We start from the raw sequence: 21,146 nt of genomic DNA on the forward strand, positions 1-21,146 counted from the left end.
TTTTATAGCGCGCCGCGCGTGAGCGCTGGAAGAGTGGCGATAAAAAAGCCTGCGTTATTGCAGGCTTGATATTACACCGCCAGCAGCGCCAGCGGCGTCGAATTCGTTGGTGCGCTTGGCGGGTAGAAATAACGCAGCACGTTATACAGCGAGTAGAACTCAAGCCGGTTGCGCGCGTTGATCTTCTCCGTGATGTGACGCTTGTGCACGTACACCGTATGCGAGCTGATCTGCAGCTTTTTCGCGATGCGGTAGTTGGGCATTTCCGCCATCCAATATTTCATCACCGTCAGTTCCTGCGGGCTGAACAGGGAACGCTCTTCGCCGTCATCGGCCAGCGCCAGCGGATTTTCGCGCAGCGTGCGCAAGGTGAGCGGCAGAATGCTTTTATTGAACAGAAACGCGTTATCGGCGATGCGCATTGGCGCTTCGCTGTAGGGGTAAGGCGTGTCGAGATAGATAAACAGCAAAGCAGACTGGCTGGCTTCCATAAACGCCAGCAGCTGTGCGTCCGCTTCGTTATAGCGGCACTGGTTGCTGAGGTTCACCAGAATGTGGCTCGGCTGAAAGCTGGCCAACAGTGGCGTAGCGTACTCAATGCTGTGGCAGCACTTGATCGTCGTAATCCCACTATCAGCAAAGTAGCTGGCTATACCGACCCGGGTGAAGCAGCATTCGTCCACGACAAGTAGTTTCATGGTGACGTCCTTGTTGAAAGCCGATGGAGCATATCTTCTGTAAAATAGGACTTACACTGCAAGTGTTCAATTCGGAAATTCAAATGCTGAATACAAGAAATTTCCGTTATCAGAATTTTTACTTGGTATTTAAAAGAGTTAGCATGTTAATGAATTGTAACCGCCAAATTTCGCTGTCCAGGGCGCGGTGGCAACCTGGACAGCGAAATCCTTCGCTTAGCTAAATCGTTTCAGACCAAAGCTGGCGACATCGACCGGCGGCGCTTTGTCCTGCGCAAACAGCGCGGCAATCTCACCCAGCGCGCTGGCGAACTTGAAGCCGTGGCCGCTCAATCCGCTGATGACCATCAGGCGATCGCACTCCGGCAGGGTATCGATAATAAAGTCTTCGTCTGGGCTCATGTCATAACTGCAGGCTTCGCCGTGTAAACATACGCCTACACCTGGCAAAAACTGCCGCAGGAAGGTGAAGACTTCGGTGCCGTCGCTGGCGTAGCTGCCGAAGGGCTTGCGCTGCTCGGGGGCATCCATCGGCTGGCCGCCATCGTGTTTGCCCACTTTCAGGCCGTCGTTGTCCGCCGGGAAGCCGTAATAGTGCGTGCCGTCCTGCGCTTCGACGGTAAAGGCCGGGAAGCGGTTGTTCACACTGTAGCGGCCGTCCGCCTGATGCCAGGAGAATACCTTGCGCAATGGCGCGATCGGCAACTGCGGCAACAGCGCTTTCACCCAGGTGCCTGCGGTGACCACGGCTTTTCGCGCCGTGAAACGCCCTTCGCCGGTGACGACTGCAACGCCGCCATCGATAGGTTCCACCGCGCTGACCGGGCAATTGAACAGCTGGCTGCAGCCGGCCTCTTTCGCCAGCTTGATCAGGCTGGCAACCGCCAGCTCGGCGCGCAGGAAGCCGGCGTCCGGCTCGAAAACGCCGACGTAACCATCCGGCGCACGGAATTCCGGCCAGCGTTGAGCGATCTGTTCGGCGCTAAGGGTTTGCGCGTTCAGGCGGAATTTCTGCGCGCTCTGCTGAGCATTACGAATGAATTCGGAGTGCAGCGGCCCCAAATTGAGCACGCCGCACGACTGGAACAGTTCCTCGCCGGATTGCTGAATCAGCGCATTCCACAACGCCTGCGCGCGCAGCACCAGCGGCACGTACTTTTCACCTTCGCCGTAAGCATGACGGATGATGCGGGTGTCGCCGTGATGGCTGCCATTGCGGTGCGGGGGAATGGCGCTGTCGATCATCAGCACTTTCAAGCCGGCTCGGGTAGCGTAATACCCTGCCGCCGCGCCGACTGAACCGCTGCCCACCACAATCAAATCATATTCCACGTGCCCACCCTCTCTGATAGCGATTTCTTATCGCCCCATGATAAAAGGTTGCCGAGCGCAATGCACTGATTGAACGGCGAAAGGCAAAGAAAAAGGCGCCGGGAATGGGCCACGGCGCCTTAGGGGTTAGGGGACGATGAATCAATGTTTTCTGCGATCAAGATCCTGGTAATCCGTAGCTTCAATCTTGGCGATGCCGGCCTCTAAGATATTGATTAATTGACGGGCGACATCTGTGGTCAGCCAAAGCGTTCTGTCTACTTGGGCTTCTTCAGGCGTTTGGTCTAGTGAAGACAGGTAATGAAGGCGTATCATCATGGCGTCGTAAACGTCGACAGTACTGATATCCCAACCGACAAGCGGGTGCGTCTGAATTACTTCATCATTTCTGTCCATAAAGACCCCTTATTGAGTAGTAACTACCGTGAGTGACTAACGAGGATCAATGCGGCTCATCATCATGAGAGCAATTACAGTATACGCATCCGCTTTCATCGGTGGAGGGGGTTGTCACCGAAATTTGCAAAATAAATATTTATTTGAACAATTATTCTACAAATTTGTATGTGCAGCGGTGGATGAGTAACGCGCAGCGCGTTATTCCGCGTCGGCAGGTGGCGATGTGCCATGCAGACATTTTTCCAGCTCTTCGGCCAAATGGGCGAAATGCTTTTGCGTTTCGGCGTCGCGATTCTGGCTGTGCGATTCCAGCTTCAGGCTGTGGATCAGCCTTTGATTGGCTTTATCATCCAGGCTGAAGGCCAGATAAGAGAAAGCCACTTCCAATACGTTCAAGCGCCTTTTCTGATCGGCTATCAGCGCCAGCAGTTCGCCAAACGTCATTGCGTCTTCGGATTTCACCTTGTCCGGGGCCATGCTTACTCCTTTGCGTTAAGTACAGCGCTGAGGCGCATTTTGTTCCAGAGTAAGGGTAAGCGATGAATGGGCAGGGCGCCAGAAACAAAAAAGCCGGAGAGCGACCCCCGGCAAAAACAGCATTGCAGTGTTATTCTGCGCTGAACCACTCGTCAGCGCTTTCCCAGGTTTCCTGAAGGATTTCCTCGATCAGATCCCGGTCGGTTTTGGCGCCCCCCAGCACGGAGAGGCCGTTGGCGCCGGCATAACGTACTTGCACGACGGCGTCTGGAAACTGGCGATTGACCCGCTTGCCCAGTTCGCCGGTCAGCGCCTCAATGGCGCCCGCCGGCAGCGGCCGGGTTTTATCTATAGTGACTTCAACACGCATAATTGCCCCCGAAGCGATTTACTGTTTATTTATACAGTTAACCGGGCGCGGGGGCAAGAGGGCGAAACAAAAATATCAGTCTTTCAGCGACCAGTTCAGGGTTTCACCGGCGAGGAAGGGGATCACGGATTCATTGCCCAGGGCGATCTCTTCCGGTTGGGTGGTCGGCACGCGCTGCAACTCGATGAAGTCTTCGTTGAGCGGAAGGCCGTAGAAGCGCGGACCGTTGAGCGAGCAGAAGGCTTCAAAGTGCTCCAACGCGCCGAGCTGTTCGAACACGGCAGCGTAAGCCAGGATGGCATTCGGCGCGTTGAAGCAGCCGGCGCAGCCACAGCTGGACTCTTTGCGGTGCTTGAGATGCGGGGCAGAGTCGGTACCGAGGAAGAAACGGTCCGAGCCGCTGGCGACCGCCTGACGCAGTGCTTCCTGGTGGACATTGCGCTTGAGGATCGGCAGGCAGAACAGGTGTGGGCGAATGCCGCCCACCAGCATGTGGTTGCGGTTGAACATCAGATGCTGTGGCGTGATGGTGGCGCCGAGGAAACGATTGCCTGCCTGCACATATTGCGCCGCTTCTTTGGTGGTGATGTGCTCGAAGACGATCTTAAGCTCCGGGAACTGGCGGCGGATAGGCTCCATGACCTGTTCGATAAAGCGCGCCTCGCGGTCGAAGATATCGACGGCAGGATCGGTCACTTCGCCGTGGATCAGCAAAGGCATGCCGATTTTTTGCATCTGTTCGAACAGCGGGTAAATGCCGGTCACGTCGCTGACGCCGTGGCTGGAGTTGGTGGTGGCGTTGGCTGGATACAGCTTGGCGGCGGTAAACACCCCTTGCTCGAAGCCGTTGATCAGTTCACTGGCCGCCAGGGAGTTGGTCAGGTAGCAGGTCATCAGTGGAGTGAAGTTGTGGCCCTGCGGGACCGCCGCCAGAATGCGATCGCGGTAGGCGCGCGCGGCGGCCACGGTCGTTACGGGCGGAACCAGGTTCGGCATCACGATCGCCCGGCCAAATACCTGGCTGGTATAGGGCACCACGGTTTTCAGCATCTCATCGTCACGCAGGTGAATATGCCAGTCGTCTGGGCGGCGGATTTTCAGAACTTGAGGTTGTGCGGTCATCTAGCTAGGCTCCGGCGGTCAAATACGTCTAATGAAAAGCGAATAATGGGTTTATTCACGCCGGGGTGTAAGGATAAGCGGAAAGTGCCTGAGATGCATCTGTTTGTTGGCGACAAGTTGAAATCAGTAGGGCAGCGGGCGCATAGTAACAGGGATTTCAACGATGCCGACGCCAATACCGTCGACTGTCATCAAGTGGAAAGGGAGAAAGCAATGGAAGTACGCGTTATCGCCACCCTGCAAGCGAAAGCGGGATTTGAAGCCGTCGTCAGCGAAGCGGTGCACGACATTATCGAGCCGAGCCGCCAGGAGTTGGGCAACCTGCAATATGACTTGCATCGCGATCTGGAAAAGCCGGGCGTTTTCGTGTTCTTTGAGCGTTGGGCCAGCAGCGAAGCGCTGGATAAGCATAATGAGACGGCGCATTTTCAGCAGTTCGTCAGCCGGCTTGACGGCAAGTTGGATGTTTTGGACATCAAGAAACTGAAGAAGATCGCCTGAGCATTTTACAGGCAAGAAAAAACCCGCCGATGGCGGGTTTTTTTTTAGGGTTGCAGATTAACTTATTCGTTAACCGGCTGCGGCTTGGTGGCCGGCGCGGTAGCCTGGCTCGCTGCCGAGTGACCGCCGGCTGAACCTTTGCCTTCAAAATTGAAGGAAGGGCGCTGCCAGTCGCTGTGCTTGCGTTCTTCCGGCTCGTAGGCCGGCGCAGGCGCTTTGGTCATCGGCGCAGTGGCGATGTGTTTGTACAGCACGTCCTGTACGGCTTTCACCGGAGCGGGCTGTTGAACAACCGCAGGTGCAGGCTCGGCGGCAGTTGGCTCCGGGGCTTTTTCCACCGGAGCGGCTTCCACGGCGGCTGTCGCAGGTGCGGCTTCTACCACTGGCGTGGCTTCTACCGGTGCAGTTTCGACCACAGGCTCTTCTTCCACCAGCTTGGCTTCAACCACAGGCTCTGCCGCAACGATTTCAGCTACCGGCTCAGCTTCCACTGCCGGGGCAGTCTCTTCCGCTTTCGGTTCTTCAACTGCGGCAGGTGCCGGAGCGGCTTCCACCGGCGCCGGGGTTTCCTCGGCCGGGGTAGCAACGACAGGCGCTACGGCTGCAGCTTCTTCCGATACGGTAACGGCAGCAGTTTCAACGGCGGCTTCTGGTGCCGACTCGTTGACGCTGGCCGCAGCCTGAGTTTCTTCCACGGCAACGTTGTGCTGTTCAACCGCTGCGGCGACAACCGGTGCCGCTGCCTGTTCTACTTCTACGACTTCGGCCTGCACTTCGGCTTCTTCAACCTGAGCAACCGGGTAGCTTACCCAGACTTTGCCCGACGCCATTTCCGGCGAAGCGAACGCGCCCGCCAGTGGCATTGGGGATTGCAGCGGGTAACGCTCATCACGGTAACGGCGGCGGCGCTGGCCGCTGACGCGCAGGTGACGCGGTGAACGACGGGAGCGACGCGGCATGCCTTCGCCATTGCCGCGGTTTTCGCCCTGGGCATCGTCTTCCGGCTGAGCGACAACGGTTTCCGGCAGCAGCTTGACGCTGTCGTCGGCGGTCGACTGCGCGTCGGCGGCTTTCGCGACCGGCGCTTTCGGCGCCAACAGCTCTTCCGCTGCACGCTGCAGTTCTTCTTCCGCAGACAGGATACGCACTTTCTGCGACAGAGGGCGGCGCTGACGGCGCTGCATATTCTGCTGCTGGCGTTCTTCCTGCTCTTCGTCGGTGCTCTCGACCGCTTCAACGCTTTCCAGCGCTTTCACTTCCTGCTGAGCCTGGCGCTTCTCTTCCTGACGACGACGCTGGCGTTCAGCACGTTGCTCACGACGCTGCTGCTGATCTTCGCGCGGCGCTTTAGCGCTTTCTTCCGAGGCGGTTTCCTCCGCTACCGGTGCGTTCTGCTGCTGGTTGCGGCGGTTGCGGCGCTGCTCATCGCGGGATTCACGCGATTCACGGCCTTCGCGGTTCTCACGCGGTTCACGGTTGTCGCGCTCGCGATTGTCACGGCCTTCACCGCGCTCTTTACGCTCGCCGCGTTCCGGACGATCGCCACGCTCACCGCGCTCTTTACGGCCGGTGCCTTGACGGCGCTGACCGCGACGATCCTGACGACGGTTTTCACCGTTGCCTTCCGCCTTCGGCGTTTCGGCCGGTTTGGCTTCTTCGACGGCAGGTTGTTCTTCACCGGCGAACAGGTTCTTCAGCCCCCCGAACAGGCGGCCCAGGAAGCCCGGCTTGGCGGCGACCGGCGCTGCGGCTTGAGCCTTGGCGGCGGTAGCGGCAGGCTTGGCCACGGCGACGGGTTCTTCAGCCGGCGGCGGCGCATCGGCGGACAGTGAGAAGGAAGCCAGGGCCGGTTGCTCTGGACGTTTGCGCTCCATCGGCGCATCTTCCAGCGGGCGCTCCATGTCTTCTTCATGCAGCTTCGGCAGCAGGTAGCTGAGGGTAGAGGTTTCCTCTCCCTTGCGCACGCGCAGCACCGAGTAGTGCGGGGTTTGCATCTGATCGTTCGGCACGATGACGGCTTTCACGCCGCCCTGGCGTTTTTCGATCGCGCTGACGGATTCGCGCTTTTCGTTCAGCAGGTACGAAGCGACCTGAACCGGCACGATAGCGTGAACTTCTTTGGTGTTTTCCTTCAGCGCTTCTTCTTCGATCAGGCGCAGGATGGACAGCGCCAGCGATTCGTTGTCGCGGATGGTGCCGGTGCCGTTACAGCGAGGGCACACGTGGTGGCTGGACTCGCCCAGCGACGGGCTGAGGCGCTGACGGGACATTTCCAGCAGACCGAAACGGGAAATGCGGCCGATCTGGATGCGCGCGCGGTCCTGGCGCACGGCGTCGCGCAGGCGGTTTTCCACTTCGCGCTGGTGGCGAACCGGCGTCATGTCGATGAAGTCGATGACGATCAGGCCGCCAAGGTCACGCAGGCGCAGCTGGCGAGCGATCTCGTCCGCCGCTTCCAGGTTGGTGTTGAACGCCGTCTCTTCGATGTCGCCGCCGCGGGTTGCGCGGGCGGAGTTGATGTCGATGGCGGTCAGCGCTTCTGTACTGTCGATGACGATCGAGCCGCCGGACGGCAGACGCACTTCGCGCTGGAAGGCGGATTCGATCTGCGATTCGATCTGGTAGTGGCTGAACAGAGGGATTTCACCGCTGTACAGTTTGATTTTGCTGCTGAAATCCGGGCGGCCCAGCGCAGCGATGTGCTCTTTGGCCAGATCGAGAATTTTCGGGTTGTCGATCAGGATTTCGCCGATGTCCGGGCGCAGGTAATCGCGGAAGGCGCGCACGATAACGTTGCTTTCCTGGTGGATCAGGAACGGCGCAGAGCGGCCTTCGGCGGCTTTTTTAATCGCTTCCCAGTGCTTGAGGCGGAAGGAGAGATCCCACTGCAGCGCGTCGGCGGATTTGCCTACGCCCGCGGTGCGAACGATCAGGCCCATGCCGTCCGGCAGTTGCAACGAGGAGAGCGCTTCTTTCAGCTCGGTGCGATCGTCGCCCTCGATGCGGCGAGAAATACCGCCTGCACGCGGGTTGTTCGGCATCAGCACCAGATAGCTGCCCGCGAGACTGATGAAGGTGGTCAAGGCGGCGCCTTTGTTGCCACGTTCTTCTTTGTCTACCTGAACGATGACTTCCTGGCCTTCGCGCAGCACATCTTTGATGTTTGGGCGGCCATGGGAAGAGTAATTGCTAGGGAAGTATTCGCGGGCGATTTCTTTAAGGGGGAGGAAACCATGTCGTTCTGCGCCGTAGTCCACGAACGCTGCTTCAAGACTTGGTTCAATGCGGGTGATTTTGCCTTTGTAAATATTCGCTTTTTTCTGCTCATGACCCGGACTTTCGATATCCAAATCATACAGCCGCTGTCCATCTACGAGGGCAACACGCAACTCTTCCTGCTGAGTTGCGTTAATCAACATTCTTTTCATCTTAACTTACTCGTTATTTTTACATTATCGACAAAGCTGCGGGCAAAATAACCTCATGGCCGGAGTTAAACCGAAAGCCCCGTGTCTTCTCGCAAAGCCGTCAACCTCACGGTTGTCGCCTGCATAGGGGCGCATTATCTCGGTAAGCCTGCTTTTTTTTGTGAAAGACAGCACTTTTACTAGGGGAATAGCCTCTGATTTACGTCGACAGATCTGATTCCATTTGCCGGCCAAGCTGCAACCCGCAGCCCGCTAATTGTTTGATTTCGCATTACGTCTTACGCCATTGCTGCGTTTTTGCGCGATCAGACAAATTTTATAATTCCACCGTTTTCCCTGTTTAACGAGAATCAACGCGGAAAGTAACTGCATTATTCCACTGCTGATGCCGTTATAGCAAGGTGACTTTTCCTTAACTGCGGAAGAAATCGCAAACGTTCAAATCGGCTTGCTGCCTTATTGTTCGCTGGGGTTTCGCCCGCCGTCAGAGAGACAGTTAAGCACAGAAAAAGATGTGGCGCTATTCACGCGCTCTATTTAGAATCCCGCACCATGAAAACGAACAATCCAGCAGTACAATTCATCACGATTTCCGACGACGAAGCCGGTCAGAGAATCGACAACTTTCTGCTCGCTCGCCTGAAAGGCGTGCCGAAGAGCATGATTTACCGCATCGTGCGCAAAGGCGAGGTGCGGGTCAATAAAGGACGCATCAAGGCCGAATACAAATTGGCGGCCGGCGACGTGGTACGCGTGCCGCCGGTGCGCGTGGCCGAGCGTGAAGAGACGCCGGTGTCGGCCAAGCTGGATAAGGTAGCCGCACTGGCGGACTGCATCCTCTATGAAGACGACCACCTGCTGATCCTCAACAAGCCTTCCGGCACCGCAGTGCACGGCGGCAGCGGCCTGAGCTTCGGTGTGATCGAAGGGCTGCGCGCGCTGCGCCCGGAAGCCCGTTTCCTCGAGCTGGTGCACCGTCTGGATCGCGATACCTCCGGCGTGCTGTTGGTGGCCAAGAAGCGTTCCGCGCTGCGCTCGCTGCATGAACAGCTGCGGCTGAAAGGCATGCAGAAGGATTATCTGGCGCTGGTGCGCGGCCAGTGGCAGTCCCACTGCAAGGCCGTACAGGCGCCGCTGCTGAAAAACATTCTGCAAAGCGGCGAACGCATCGTGCGCGTCAGCAGCGAAGGCAAGCCTTCGGAAACCCGCTTCAAGGTGGAAGAGCGTTACGAATTCGCCACCCTGGTGAAGGCCAGCCCGATCACCGGGCGTACTCACCAGATCCGCGTGCACACTCTGCATGCCGGGCACCCGATCGCCTTTGACGATCGCTATGGCGACCGTGAGTTCGATCGCCAACTGGCGGGTACCGGCCTGAAGCGGCTGTTCCTGCACGCCGCGGCGCTGCGCTTCGAGCATCCGTCCACTGGCGAAACGATGCGCATCGAAGCGCCGATGGACGAAGAGCTGCGCCACTGCCTGCAGATGCTGCGCCGGCAAACGGCCAAGTAATCCGCGTCAGACCAGCGGGTTGATGCCTTCAGCCCGCAACATCTCCAACAGCGCGATCAACGGCAGGCCGATCAGGGCGTTCGGGTCCCGGCCTTCCAGCCTGTCGAACAGCGCGATCCCCAATCCCTCGCTCTTGAAACTGCCTGCGCAGTTCAGCGGCTGCTCCAGACGAATATAGGCAGCGATCTCCGCTTCGCTCAGCGCGCGAAAATGCACGTGGAACGGCTCGCACAGGGCCTGCAGTTGCTTGCTGCGCCCGTTGTACAGCGCCAGGCCGGTATAGAAAGTCACGGCTTGGCCGCTGGCCTGGCGCAGCTGCGCCCGGGCGTTCTCCTCGGTATGGGGCTTGCCGGTGATGTTGCCATCGATCACGCAGACCTGATCGGAGCCGATGATCAGATGTTCGGGATAGGCGAGGGCCAGCGCCTGAGCCTTCGCCGCCGCCAGGCGCAGCACCAGCGCTTCGGCGGTTTCGCCCGGCAGTGGGGTTTCATCCACCTCGGGTGCGGCGCAGTCGAAGGGCAGCTGCAGCTTCTCCAGCAGCATTTTTCGATAGGGGGAGGTGGAAGCTAAAAGCAATCTCTGCATAATTTTTTTCGCAAACCGTAGCGTAAATGGGTACGGCATTTTAAACTGTCGGCCGCTGTGGAAGCGAATATTGGTGAAAGGAGCCGTTTTACGGCCTTTTTCTTTGACTCTATGTCGTTACAAAGTTAATATGCGCGCCCTATGCAAAAGGTAAAATTACCCTTGACCATTGATGCGGTACGTACCGCTCAGAAACGCCTGGACTATGCTGGTGTCTATGCGCCTGAGCAGGTTACTCGTGTTGCCGACTCCGTGGTCAGTGTGGACAGTGATGTCGAGGTGTCGTTGTCGTTCAATATCGACAATCAGCGCCTCGCGGTGATAACAGGGCATGCGGACGTCACGGTAACGTTGATGTGCCAACGCTGTGGAGTCCCGTTCGAACATCAGGTTCACACAACATATTGTTTTAGCCCGGTCGTCAATGATGAGCAGGCTGAGGCATTACCGGAAGCGTACGAACCGATCGAAGTTGACGAGTTTGGCGAAGTCGATCTGTTGGCAATGATTGAAGACGAAATTATTCTTTCACTGCCTGTCGTTCCGGTACATGAATCTGAACACTGTGAAGTGTCCGAAGCGGACATGGTATTCGGCCAACTGCCTCCCGAGGCGGAGAAACCGAATCCGTTTGCCGTATTAGCCAGTTTAAAGCGTAAGTAATTGAGGAGTAAGGTCCATGGCCGTACAACAGAATAAACCAACCCGTTCCAAGCGTGGCATGCGTCGTTCTCACGATGCTCTGACCACGACTACTCTGTCTGTAGACAAAGTATCCGGTGAAACTCACCGTCGTCACCACATCACTGCCGACGGTTTCTACCGCGGTCGCAAGGTTATCGGCTAAGTAGCGATACCTTGACTCGTCTAACCCTGGCGTTAGATGCAATGGGCGGGGACTTCGGTCCCTGCGTCACAGTGCCTGCTTCGTTGCAGGCACTGGCCTCTAATTTACAGCTTCATCTCCTGCTGGTCGGCAATCCCGACGTCATCTCCCCTTTGCTTGCCCACGCCGATCCGGTTCTTCTGGAGCGTTTGCAAGTCGTGCCCGCCGAGTCCGTGATCGCCGGCGACGCCAAACCTTCACAAGCGATACGCGCCAGCCGCGGCACGTCGATGCGCATTGCGCTCGAGCAGCTCAGCAGTGGAAATGCACAGGGCTGCGTCAGCGCCGGCAATACCGGTGCGCTGATGGGATTGGCGAAGCTGTTGGTCAAGCCGCTGGAAGGCATCGAACGCCCGGCGCTGATGACGGCGATCCCGAATCAGCAACGCAGTAAAACCGTGGTGCTGGATCTGGGCGCCAACGTTGAGTGCGACAGCACCATGCTGGTGCAGTTTGCCGTGATGGGTGCGGTGATGGCGGAAGAGGTGATCGGCATTGCGCAACCGCGGGTGGCGCTGCTGAATATTGGCGAAGAAGAGACCAAAGGCCTGGATAATATCCGCGAAGCGGCCGCTGTGCTAAAAAATACTCCGGCAATCAACTATATTGGTTACCTGGAAGGAAACGAACTGCTCACCGGCAAGACCGACGTGTTGGTTTGCGATGGCTTCGTGGGCAACGTCACCCTGAAAACCATGGAAGGGGTGGTCAGGGTGTTCTTATCGCTGCTGAAATCGTCCGGCGACGGAAACAAGCAAGCGTGGTGGCTGAAATTGTTGGGCCGTTGGTTGCAAAAACGGGTGGTTAAGCGGTTCGGCCACCTGAACCCCGACCAGTATAATGGCGCATGTCTGTTAGGATTGCGCAGCACCGTAGTCAAGAGCCACGGCGCTGCGAACCCTCACGCGTTTGCAGTCGCAATCGAACAGGCTGTGCAGGCGGTGCAGCGGCAAGTCCCGGAAAGGATTGCTGCGCGCCTTGAGGCTGTATTACCTAAGAGTGACTGATCGTACATGTATACAAAGATTCTCGGTACGGGGAGTTATTTGCCCGTACAAGTGCGCACCAATGCTGATTTGGAAAAAATGGTGGATACCTCTGACGAGTGGATCGTCACGCGTACCGGTATCCGCGAACGTCGCATCGCCGCTGCGGATGAAACCGTTGCGACGATGAGCTTCCAGGCCGCTGAGAAAGCGCTGGAAATGGCAGGTGTGGCTAAAGAAGACATTGGGCTGATCGTCGTGGCGACCACCACGACCACTCACGCGTTCCCGAGCGCGGCGTGTCTGGTGCAGCAAATGCTGGGCATCAAAGACTGTGCGGCGTTCGATCTGGCTGCGGCCTGCGCCGGCTTCACTTACGCGCTCAGCGTGGCCGATCAGTACGTGAAAAACGGCGCGGTCAAACATGCGTTGGTTATCGGCGCGGACGTCTTGTCGCGCACGCTGGATCCTGAAGATCGCGGCACCATCATTCTGTTTGGCGATGGCGCAGGGGCGGTGGTGCTGGGGGCTTCTGAAGCGCCGGGCATTCTGTCTACCCATCTGCATGCCGACGGCAGCTACGGCAACCTGCTGACGCTACCGTACAAGGATCGTCAGAATCAAGACAAGCCGGCCTATGTCACCATGGCGGGCAACGAAGTCTTCAAGGTTGCGGTTACAGAGCTGGCGCGCATCGTCGACGAGACGTTGCAGGCCAACAACATGGACCGCAGCGAGCTGGATTGGCTGGTACCGCACCAGGCCAACCTGCGCATCATCAGCGCAACGGCGAAAAAACTGGGCATGGGAATGGACAAAGTGGTGGTGACGCTCGATCGTCACGGCAACACCTCTGCCGCCTCGGTGCCTTCCGCACTGGACGAAGCCGTGCGCGACGGGCGAATTCAGCGTGGCCAACTGGTGCTGCTGGAGGCCTTCGGCGGCGGCTTTACCTGGGGCTCGGCGCTGGTTCGTTTCTGATTTGGACAGGAAGAAAAAATGACGCAATTTGCTTTTGTTTTCCCGGGCCAGGGGTCGCAGACCGTTGGCATGCTGGCCGAGTTGGCCGCACAGTTCCCGATCGTCGAAGAAACCTTCGGCGAAGCCTCTTCCGCCCTGGGTTACGACCTGTGGCAACTGGTGCAGCAAGGCCCGGCGGAAGAACTGAACAAAACCTGGCAGACCCAACCGGCTCTGCTGGCCGCCTCGGTGGCGATTTTCCGCGTTTGGCAGCAGCAGGGCGGTAAAGCGCCTGCGCTGATGGCGGGCCACAGCCTGGGCGAATACTCGGCGCTGGTCTGTGCCGGCGTGCTGGACTTCAAGGCGGCGATCCGTCTGGTCGAGCTGCGCGGCAAGCTGATGCAGGAAGCGGTGCCGGAAGGCACCGGCGCGATGTACGCCATCATCGGTCTGGACAACGACGCAATCGCCAAGGCGTGTGAAGAGTCTGCGCAAGGGCAGGTGGTTTCTCCGGTCAACTTCAACTCGCCGGGCCAGGTGGTCATCGCCGGCAACAAAGAAGCGGTTGAGCGCGCAGGCGCCGCCTGCAAAGCCGCCGGCGCCAAACGTGCGCTGCCGCTGCCGGTGAGCGTGCCTTCGCACTGCGCACTGATGAAGCCGGCCGCCGACAAACTGGCCGTGGCGCTGCAGGACATCACCTTCAACGCGCCGCAGGTGCCGGTGGTGAATAACGTCGACGTGCGCACTGAAAACGATCCGGAAGCGATCCGCAGCGCGCTGGTGCGTCAGCTGTACAGCCCGGTACGTTGGACCGAGAGCGTAGAATTTATCGCAGCACAGGGAGTGACGTCGCTGCTGGAAGTGGGGCCGGGCAAAGTGCTGACCGGCCTGACTAAACGTATTGTTGACACCCTGACGGCTGCGGCGGTGAACGACACCGCCAGCCTGTCGGCGGCGCTTGAACAATAAAGAGGAAAATGATGAGCTTCGAAGGTAAAATCGTTCTGGTCACCGGCGCGAGCCGTGGTATTGGCCGAGCTATTGCAGAAACGTTTGTGGCACGCGGCGCCAAAGTGATCGGCACCGCGACCAGCGAGAGCGGCGCTGAAGCGATCAGCAGCTACCTGGGCGCAAACGGCAAAGGGTTTATGTTGAACGTTGTTGATGCGCAATCTATCGACAGCGTGCTGGCATCGATTCGCGCCGAATTTGGCGAAATCGACATTTTAGTGAATAATGCCGGCATCACGCGTGATAACCTGCTGATGCGTATGAAGGATGACGAGTGGGAGGATATCCTCGACACCAACCTGACTTCCGTATTCCGCCTGTCAAAAGCGGTAATGCGCGCTATGATGAAAAAGCGGTTTGGCCGTATCATCACCATCGGTTCCGTTGTCGGTACCATGGGGAACGCAGGGCAGGCGAACTACGCGGCGGCTAAAGCCGGTCTGATTGGTTTTAGCAAATCTTTGGCACGTGAAGTTGCTTCGCGTGGCATTACGGTCAACGTCGTGGCACCTGGCTTTATTGAGACGGACATGACACGGGCGTTGACAGATGATCAACGCGCAGGCATTTTGTCATCAGTTCCAGCCAACCGGCTGGGCGATGCTAAAGAAATCGCCAGCGCTGTTGCATTTTTGGCCTCTGATGAGGCCGGCTATATCACCGGTGAAACGTTACATGTCAATGGCGGCATGTACATGATTTAAAAAATGTGAAAACCATTTGCGTTATTTGAGGCAAAAACCGCAAAATAGCGTAAAATCGTGGTTTGACCAGCCGGGATTTAGTTGCATCTTTTTCAGCATTTTATACACTACGAAAACCATCGCGAAAGCGAGTTTTGATAGGAAATTTAAGAGTATGAGCACTATCGAAGAACGCGTTAAGAAAATCATTGTTGAGCAACTGGGTGTTAAACAGGAAGAAGTTTTGAACAACGCTTCTTTCGTTGAAGATCTGGGCGCTGATTCTCTTGACACCGTTGAGCTGGTAATGGCACTGGAAGAAGAATTCGACACCGAGATTCCAGACGAAGAAGCTGAGAAGATCACTACTGTTCAGGCAGCTATTGATTTCATCAACGCTAGCCAGCAGTAAGAGAACATATCTAGGCGGTCGTTCGACCGCCTAAGTTTTTTCTATCCCTAGTGTCATATTTTTCCCTCCCTGGAGGACAAACGTGTCTAAGCGTCGAGTAGTTGTGACCGGACTGGGCATGTTGTCTCCTGTCGGCAATACGGTAGAGTCCACGTGGAACGCTCTTCTTGCCGGTCAGAGTGGCATCAGCCTGATCGACCATTTCGATACCACTGCCTATGCGACCAAGTTTGCTGGCCTGGTAAAGAATTTTAATTCTGAGGATTTCATCTCTCGCAAAGATGCGCGCAAGATGGATGCCTTTATCCAGTACGGTATCGCTGCCGGCATGCAAGCCATGCAGGATGCAGGTCTGGACATCACCGAGGCTAACGCCAGCCGCATTGGAGCCGCGATCGGTTCCGGCATCGGCGGCCTGGGTTTGATCGAAGAAAACCACAGTTCACTGGTCAACGGTGGCCCACGGAAAATCAGTCCGTTCTTCGTGCCATCCACCATCGTGAATATGATTGCAGGCCACCTGACAATCATGTACGGCATGCGTGGCCCAAGCATTTCCATCGCCACCGCCTGTACTTCAGGTGTGCACAACATCGGCCATGCGGCACGTATCATTGCTTACAATGATGCTGACGTGATGCTGGCCGGTGGGGCAGAGAAAGCCAGCACCCCATTGGGCGTCGGCGGCTTTGGCGCAGCGCGCGCCCTGTCCACCCGTAATGACAACCCGCAGGCGGCGAGCCGTCCGTGGGATAAAGACCGCGACGGCTTCGTGCTGGGTGACGGCGCCGGCATGATGGTGCTGGAAGAGTACGAGCACGCGAAAAAACGCGGCGCGAAAATCTATGCCGAAGTGGTGGGCTTTGGGATGAGCAGCGATGCTTATCACATGACGTCGCCACCGGAAAATGGCGCAGGCGCTGCGCTGGCGATGGAAAATGCCCTGCTTGACGCCGGTGTGACCCCGTCACAAATCGGCTACATCAATGCGCACGGCACTTCTACGCCGGCGGGCGACCAGGCGGAAGCGCAGGCGGTGAAATCCGTCTTCGGTGCCGATGCCCAGCGTGTGCTGGTGAGCTCTACCAAATCGATGACCGGCCACCTGTTGGGTGCGGCAGGCGCGATCGAGTCTATCTTCACCGTGCTGGCGCTGCGCGATCAGGCGGTACCGCCAACCATCAACCTGGATAACCCGGATGAAGGTTGCGATCTGGACTTCGTGCCTCACGAAGCGCGCCAGGTGAGTGATATGGAGTTCACCCTGTGTAACTCCTTCGGCTTCGGCGGCACCAACGGCTCGCTGATCTTCCGCCGAGTGTAACTCGCGCTGTGGATAGCTGACGAAAAGCCCGGTTTTTTAACCGGGCTTTTTTACGCCCGTCGTTTGGCCGCCGGCGGGGCTGCGTATCGTCTCGCCGCCTGCTATTCTGCGAGCGTAATGAAATCACCCGGCAACAGGAGGAAGCATGTACTGGATTAACGGACAACGCCACGATGCACTGGCGCCAAGCGATCGCGGCCTGCAGTTCGGCGATGGCTGCTTTACTACCGCCCGGGTTATCGATGGCAAAATCGAGCTGCTGCCCTGGCATTTGGAGCGGCTGCAGCAAGCGGCGCAGCGGCTGATGCTGCCCGCCACCGATTGGCTGGCTTTCGAGCGGGAGATGGCACAGGCGGCCGAATCAATTCCGCTCGGCGTGGTCAAAGCGATACTGACGCGCGGCAGCGGCGGACGGGGCTACAGCCCGACGGGGTGCGAAAACCCGACGCGTATCGTTGCCCGCAGCAGTTACCCTGCGCACTATTTGCAGTGGCGCGAGCAGGGCATCTCGCTTGCGCTCAGCCCGGTGGCGCTGGCGCGCAATCCGTTGCTGGCGGGGTTGAAGCATTTGAACCGTCTGGAGCAGGTGCTGATCCGCGCGCATCTTGACCAGACGGCCGCAGACGAGGCGCTGGTGCTTGACACTGCCGGTATGCTGGTGGAATGCTGTGCGGCTAATTTGTTCTGGCGTAAGGGAAAAGCGGTATTTACCCCGGATCTGAGCCAGGCGGGCGTCGCGGGCCTGATGCGGCGGCGGGTGATCGCGCTGCTGGCGGGCTCGGAATACCGTCTGCACTGCGTCAGTGAACCGTTGGCGACGCTGGCCGATGCCGACGAAGTCCTGGTGAGCAATGCGCTGATGCCGCTGCTGCCGGTAAATGCTGCGCAATCATGGCGTTATCATTCGCGCCAGCTGTATGATTTTTTGCGTCCACACTGTTAACCATGGCTGATTGATGAAGAAAAGAAAGCTGAAGGTCCTGTCTGTTATTGTTGTTCTGGTATTGGCACTGCTGTTTTGGGGCTACCAGAAGATCGAACGCTTTGCCGATACGCCGCTGGCTATCCAGCAAGAAACCATCTTCAAGCTGCCGGCCGGCACCGGCCGGGTGGCGCTGGAAGGGCTATTGGTACGCGATAAACTGGTGCGCAACGGGCGCTGGTTCCAGTGGTTGCTGAAACTGGAGCCGGAGTTGGCGGAGTTTAAAGCCGGTACCTACCGGTTTACGCCGGGCATGACGGTGCGCCAGATGCTGAAACTGTTGGCCAGCGGCAAAGAGGCACAGTTCACTGCACGCTTTATCGAGGGCTCACGCCTGCGTGACTGGCAGCAGGTGCTGCAGCAGTCCAAATACCTGAAGCATACCCTGGCGGGCAAGAGCGAAGCGGAGATTGCCGCTGCGCTTGGTATTCCTGCGGGAGAAACGCCGGAAGGGCATTTGTACCCGGATACCTATCAGTATACCGCCGGCATGAGCGACATCGCGTTGCTCAAACGCGCACACGTGCGCATGAACAAAGCGCTGCAGGCCGCCTGGGCCGGCCGCGACACCAGCCTGCCGTATAAAACGCCGGAGGAGCTGCTGACCATGGCCTCGATCGTCGAGAAAGAGACTGCGGTGCCGGAAGAGCGCAGCAAGGTGGCGTCGGTGTTCGTCAACCGTTTGCGCATCGGCATGCGCCTGCAGACCGATCCGACGGTGATCTACGGCATGGGCGAAAGCTATAATGGCAACATCACGCGCAAGGATCTGGAGACGCCGACGCCTTACAACACCTATGTGATCGCCGGCCTGCCGCCAACGCCGATCGCCATGCCGGGTGAGGCCTCGCTGCAGGCGGCCGCCAATCCGGCCAAAACGCCATATCTCTATTTTGTCGCCGACGGCAAGGGTGGGCATACCTTCACCACCAATCTGGCGAGCCATAACCAGGCGGTGCGCGTGTACCGTCAGGCGTTAAAGGAAAAGAATGAAAAGTAAATTCGTTGTTATCGAAGGGCTGGAAGGCGCGGGTAAAACTACCGCGCGCGACACGGTGGTCAATGTGCTGCGTGAACACGGCGTCAGCGACATCGTCTTCACCCGCGAGCCGGGCGGCACGCCGCTGGCGGAGAAGCTGCGCGATCTGTTCAAGCGCGGCATCGACGGCGAATTGCCGACCATCAAGGCCGAAGTATTGATGCTGTACGCCGCGCGCGTGCAGCTGGTGGAAACCGTGATCAAACCTGCTCTGGCGCGCGGCGCCTGGGTGGTGGGCGATCGCCACGATCTCTCTTCACAGGCTTACCAGGGCGGCGGTCGCGGTGTGGATCCGCAGTTGATGAGCTCGCTGCGCGACACCGTGCTGGGGGATTTCCACCCGGATTTGACGGTCTATCTCGATCTGCCGCCGCTGGTCGGCTTACAACGCGCACAGGCGCGCGGTCAGCTGGATCGCATCGAACAGGAGGCGCTGCCGTTCTTCGAGCGCACCCGCGCTCGCTATCTCGAGCTGGCGGCGCAGGATGAAACCATCGTCACCGTCGACGCCGCCCAGCCGCTGGAGCAGGTGACCGCGGCGATCCGCGACTGCGTCGGCCACTGGCTGCGGCAGCAGGAAGGCGCATAATGAACTGGTACCCGTGGTTGAACGGCCCTTATCGCCAGCTGATTGGGCAGTACGCCGACGGCCGCGGCCATCATGCGCTGCTGCTGCACGCGGCGGCAGGCAACGGTGACGACGCGCTGGCCTACGGCCTGAGCCGCTGGTTGATCTGCCAGCAGCGCAACGGTGAAAAAAGCTGCGGCGAGTGCCACAGCTGCCGGCTGATGCTGGCGGGCAACCACCCGGATTATCACGTGCTGGCGCCGGAAAAGGGCAAGAGCAGCCTGGGCATTGAGCCGATCCGTCAGGTGATTGAAACGCTGTACGCCCACGCGCAGCAGGGCGGCGCCAAAGTGATTTGGCTGCCGCAGGCGGAACAGCTGACCGAAGCGGCGGCCAACGCGCTGCTTAAAACGCTGGAAGAGCCGCCGGAGAAAACCTATTTTCTGCTGGGTTGCCGTGAGCCGTCGCGGCTGATGGCGACGCTGCGCAGCCGCTGCCTGTACTGGCATTTGGCGAGCCCGGATGAGCAGCTCAGCCTGCAGTGGCTGGGCAGGCAGGCGGCCGGATCTCAGACGGACCGCCTCACGGCGCTGCGCCTGCACGACGGCGCGCCGCTGGCCGCCGAACAGCTGTTGCAGCCGCAGCAGTGGCAACAGCGCAGCGCCCTGTGCGCCGCGTTGAGCGCCGCGCTGCCGCAGCGCGATATGCTGTCGCTGTTGCCGGTGTTGAACCATGAAGACGTCGCCGAGCGCCTGCACTGGCTGTGCGCGCTGCTGGTGGACGCGATGAAGTGGCAGCAGGGTGCGCATCACTATGTATTGAATCAGGATCAGCAGCCGCTGGTGCATCAGCTGGCCAGCCTGCTGAGCAGCGTCTCGCTGCAGCAGATTGTGCAGCAGTGGCTGAACTGCCGCCATCAGCTGCTCAGCGTAGTGGGCGTCAATCGCGAGCTGCTGCTGACCGAACAGTTACTTCGCTGGGAACAGATGCTTGGCGCCGCCGGCTATTCCCAACTTCATTCGCTGTAAAGTAAAAGAGTTAAAAATTATGTTGTTAGTCGATTCTCATTGCCACCTTGACAGTCTGGATTATCAAACTCTGCACCAGAATGTGGACGATGCGCTGGCCAAAGCCAAAGCGCGCGACGTCGGCTATGTACTGGCGGTCGCCACCACGTTGCCGGGCTACCGTTCCATGACCGAGCTGATCGGCGAGCGCAACGACGTGGCCTTCTCCTGCGGGGTGCATCCGCTCAATCTGGAAGAGGGGTATGAGTACGCCGAGCTGCGCCGCCTGGCGGCGGCGGAGCAGGTGGTAGCGCTGGGGGAAACCGGGCTCGATTACTTCTACCAGAAAGATAACCTTGAGCTGCAGCAGGACTCTTTCCGCGAACATATCCGCATCGGCCGGGATCTGAACAAGCCGGTGATCGTCCACACCCGTGATGCGCGCGCGGACACGCTGGCGATCCTGCGTGAAGAGAAGACACAGGACTGCGGCGGCGTACTTCACTGCTTCACTGAAGATCTGGCCACGGCCGAAGCTCTGCTGGATCTGGGCTTCTACATCTCCTTCTCAGGCATCGTGACCTTCCGCAACGCCGAACAGCTGCGTGAGGTGGCCCGCTATGTGCCGCTGGATCGCATTCTGGTGGAAACCGACTCGCCTTATCTGGCGCCGGTGCCGCATCGCGGCAAAGAAAACCAACCCGCCTATGTGCGCGATGTGGCTGAATACATGGCGGTATTGAAGGGCGTGAGCCTGGAACAACTGGCCGAAGCCACCACCGCCAACTTTTCACGCTTATTTCACCTCGATCTGTGATCTTTGACCTAGGCTATAGCTGTAGGTCATTGTCTGCGTAATTT

Annotated in this window: 23 protein-coding genes; 15 read left to right on the plus strand and 8 right to left on the minus strand. The window is 58.5% G+C overall.

Going from position 1 to position 21,146, the window contains the following annotated elements; genetic code table 11:
- Positions 1-71 precede the first annotated feature (71 nt).
- The 6 genes from QDT79_RS13500 to pyrC form a co-directional block, all read right to left on the minus strand.
- Entirely contained in the window at positions 72-698 is a 627-nt protein-coding gene (locus QDT79_RS13500; RefSeq protein ID WP_063989520.1) for a LuxR C-terminal-related transcriptional regulator, read from the minus strand.
- A 216-nt stretch (positions 699-914) separates the two neighbouring features.
- Positions 915-2,030 (minus strand): N-methyl-L-tryptophan oxidase, encoded by a 1,116-nt coding sequence (gene solA / locus QDT79_RS13505; protein WP_063989521.1) that lies wholly within the window; start codon positions 2,028-2,030, stop codon positions 915-917.
- A gap of 141 nt (positions 2,031-2,171) precedes the next feature.
- Positions 2,172-2,426, minus strand: a complete 255-nt coding sequence (bssS, locus tag QDT79_RS13510; protein ID WP_004927812.1) for a biofilm formation regulator BssS — start codon at positions 2,424-2,426, stop codon at positions 2,172-2,174.
- Positions 2,427-2,627: 201 nt separating this feature from the next.
- Positions 2,628-2,906, minus strand: coding sequence for a hypothetical protein (locus QDT79_RS13515; RefSeq protein WP_308316612.1), 279 nt, complete (start codon positions 2,904-2,906; stop codon positions 2,628-2,630).
- A gap of 130 nt (positions 2,907-3,036) precedes the next feature.
- The gene (gene dinI / locus QDT79_RS13520; RefSeq protein WP_038875499.1) at positions 3,037-3,276 is read right to left on the minus strand and encodes a DNA damage-inducible protein I; all 240 of its coding nucleotides are present in this window, start codon (positions 3,274-3,276) and stop codon (positions 3,037-3,039) included.
- Positions 3,277-3,351: 75 nt separating this feature from the next.
- Entirely contained in the window at positions 3,352-4,398 is a 1,047-nt protein-coding gene (pyrC, locus tag QDT79_RS13525) for a dihydroorotase (RefSeq protein ID WP_308316613.1), read from the minus strand.
- 213 nt (positions 4,399-4,611) lie between these two features.
- Between pyrC and QDT79_RS13530 the strand changes: the two genes are divergently transcribed.
- Entirely contained in the window at positions 4,612-4,899 is a 288-nt protein-coding gene (locus tag QDT79_RS13530; protein WP_063989523.1) for a putative quinol monooxygenase, read from the plus strand.
- Positions 4,900-4,961: 62 nt separating this feature from the next.
- Here the strand turns inward: QDT79_RS13530 and rne are convergent, their stop codons facing one another.
- Positions 4,962-8,327: a ribonuclease E gene (gene rne / locus QDT79_RS13535; protein ID WP_308316614.1), complete on the minus strand. Its 3,366-nt coding sequence runs from the start codon at positions 8,325-8,327 to the stop codon at positions 4,962-4,964.
- Positions 8,328-8,879: 552 nt separating this feature from the next.
- On the opposite strand from rne, the gene rluC reads away from it, so the two are divergent.
- Positions 8,880-9,839: a 23S rRNA pseudouridine(955/2504/2580) synthase RluC gene (rluC, locus tag QDT79_RS13540; RefSeq protein WP_308316615.1), complete on the plus strand. Its 960-nt coding sequence runs from the start codon at positions 8,880-8,882 to the stop codon at positions 9,837-9,839.
- Between the two features lie 6 nt (positions 9,840-9,845).
- Here the strand turns inward: rluC and QDT79_RS13545 are convergent, their stop codons facing one another.
- Complete coding sequence (locus QDT79_RS13545; RefSeq protein WP_107227004.1) at positions 9,846-10,427, minus strand: Maf family protein; 582 nt, start codon at positions 10,425-10,427, stop codon at positions 9,846-9,848.
- A 141-nt stretch (positions 10,428-10,568) separates the two neighbouring features.
- Here QDT79_RS13545 and yceD point away from each other — a divergent pair, with 141 nt between their 5' ends.
- From yceD to QDT79_RS13610, 13 genes are all read left to right on the plus strand, one after another.
- The gene (gene yceD, locus QDT79_RS13550) at positions 10,569-11,090 is read left to right on the plus strand and encodes a 23S rRNA accumulation protein YceD (protein WP_004927780.1); all 522 of its coding nucleotides are present in this window, start codon (positions 10,569-10,571) and stop codon (positions 11,088-11,090) included.
- A gap of 16 nt (positions 11,091-11,106) precedes the next feature.
- Positions 11,107-11,274 (plus strand): 50S ribosomal protein L32, encoded by a 168-nt coding sequence (gene rpmF / locus QDT79_RS13555; protein ID WP_004927778.1) that lies wholly within the window; start codon positions 11,107-11,109, stop codon positions 11,272-11,274.
- A gap of 11 nt (positions 11,275-11,285) precedes the next feature.
- Positions 11,286-12,320, plus strand: a complete 1,035-nt coding sequence (gene plsX, locus QDT79_RS13560; protein WP_071845251.1) for a phosphate acyltransferase PlsX — start codon at positions 11,286-11,288, stop codon at positions 12,318-12,320.
- Between the two features lie 6 nt (positions 12,321-12,326).
- On the plus strand, positions 12,327-13,280 hold the full coding sequence (locus QDT79_RS13565; protein ID WP_025302411.1) for a beta-ketoacyl-ACP synthase III: 954 nt from the start codon (positions 12,327-12,329) through the stop codon (positions 13,278-13,280).
- Positions 13,281-13,298: 18 nt separating this feature from the next.
- The gene (gene fabD / locus QDT79_RS13570; RefSeq protein WP_015377451.1) at positions 13,299-14,228 is read left to right on the plus strand and encodes an ACP S-malonyltransferase; all 930 of its coding nucleotides are present in this window, start codon (positions 13,299-13,301) and stop codon (positions 14,226-14,228) included.
- Between the two features lie 11 nt (positions 14,229-14,239).
- The gene (gene fabG, locus QDT79_RS13575) at positions 14,240-14,974 is read left to right on the plus strand and encodes a 3-oxoacyl-ACP reductase FabG (RefSeq protein WP_016928193.1); all 735 of its coding nucleotides are present in this window, start codon (positions 14,240-14,242) and stop codon (positions 14,972-14,974) included.
- A gap of 154 nt (positions 14,975-15,128) precedes the next feature.
- A complete protein-coding gene (gene acpP / locus QDT79_RS13580) occupies positions 15,129-15,365 on the plus strand; it encodes an acyl carrier protein (protein WP_004719003.1) in 237 nt (78 codons plus the stop codon).
- A gap of 82 nt (positions 15,366-15,447) precedes the next feature.
- On the plus strand, positions 15,448-16,689 hold the full coding sequence (fabF, locus tag QDT79_RS13585; RefSeq protein WP_025302412.1) for a beta-ketoacyl-ACP synthase II: 1,242 nt from the start codon (positions 15,448-15,450) through the stop codon (positions 16,687-16,689).
- Positions 16,690-16,834: 145 nt separating this feature from the next.
- The gene (pabC, locus tag QDT79_RS13590; protein ID WP_107226969.1) at positions 16,835-17,632 is read left to right on the plus strand and encodes an aminodeoxychorismate lyase; all 798 of its coding nucleotides are present in this window, start codon (positions 16,835-16,837) and stop codon (positions 17,630-17,632) included.
- Positions 17,633-17,645: 13 nt separating this feature from the next.
- On the plus strand, positions 17,646-18,671 hold the full coding sequence (gene mltG / locus QDT79_RS13595) for an endolytic transglycosylase MltG (RefSeq protein WP_049295380.1): 1,026 nt from the start codon (positions 17,646-17,648) through the stop codon (positions 18,669-18,671).
- The gene (tmk, locus tag QDT79_RS13600) at positions 18,661-19,299 is read left to right on the plus strand and encodes a dTMP kinase (protein WP_063989528.1); all 639 of its coding nucleotides are present in this window, start codon (positions 18,661-18,663) and stop codon (positions 19,297-19,299) included. The genes mltG and tmk overlap by 11 nt, the downstream gene beginning before the upstream one ends.
- On the plus strand, positions 19,299-20,306 hold the full coding sequence (holB, locus tag QDT79_RS13605; RefSeq protein ID WP_063989529.1) for a DNA polymerase III subunit delta': 1,008 nt from the start codon (positions 19,299-19,301) through the stop codon (positions 20,304-20,306). The genes tmk and holB overlap by 1 nt, the downstream gene beginning before the upstream one ends.
- Positions 20,307-20,325: 19 nt before the next feature.
- Positions 20,326-21,102, plus strand: coding sequence for a metal-dependent hydrolase (locus QDT79_RS13610; RefSeq protein WP_308316616.1), 777 nt, complete (start codon positions 20,326-20,328; stop codon positions 21,100-21,102).
- The last annotated feature ends 44 nt before the right edge of the window (positions 21,103-21,146 follow it).

It is taken from the genome of Serratia marcescens, from assembly GCF_029846115.1.
Classification (GTDB): Bacteria; Pseudomonadota; Gammaproteobacteria; order Enterobacterales; family Enterobacteriaceae; genus Serratia; species Serratia marcescens_L.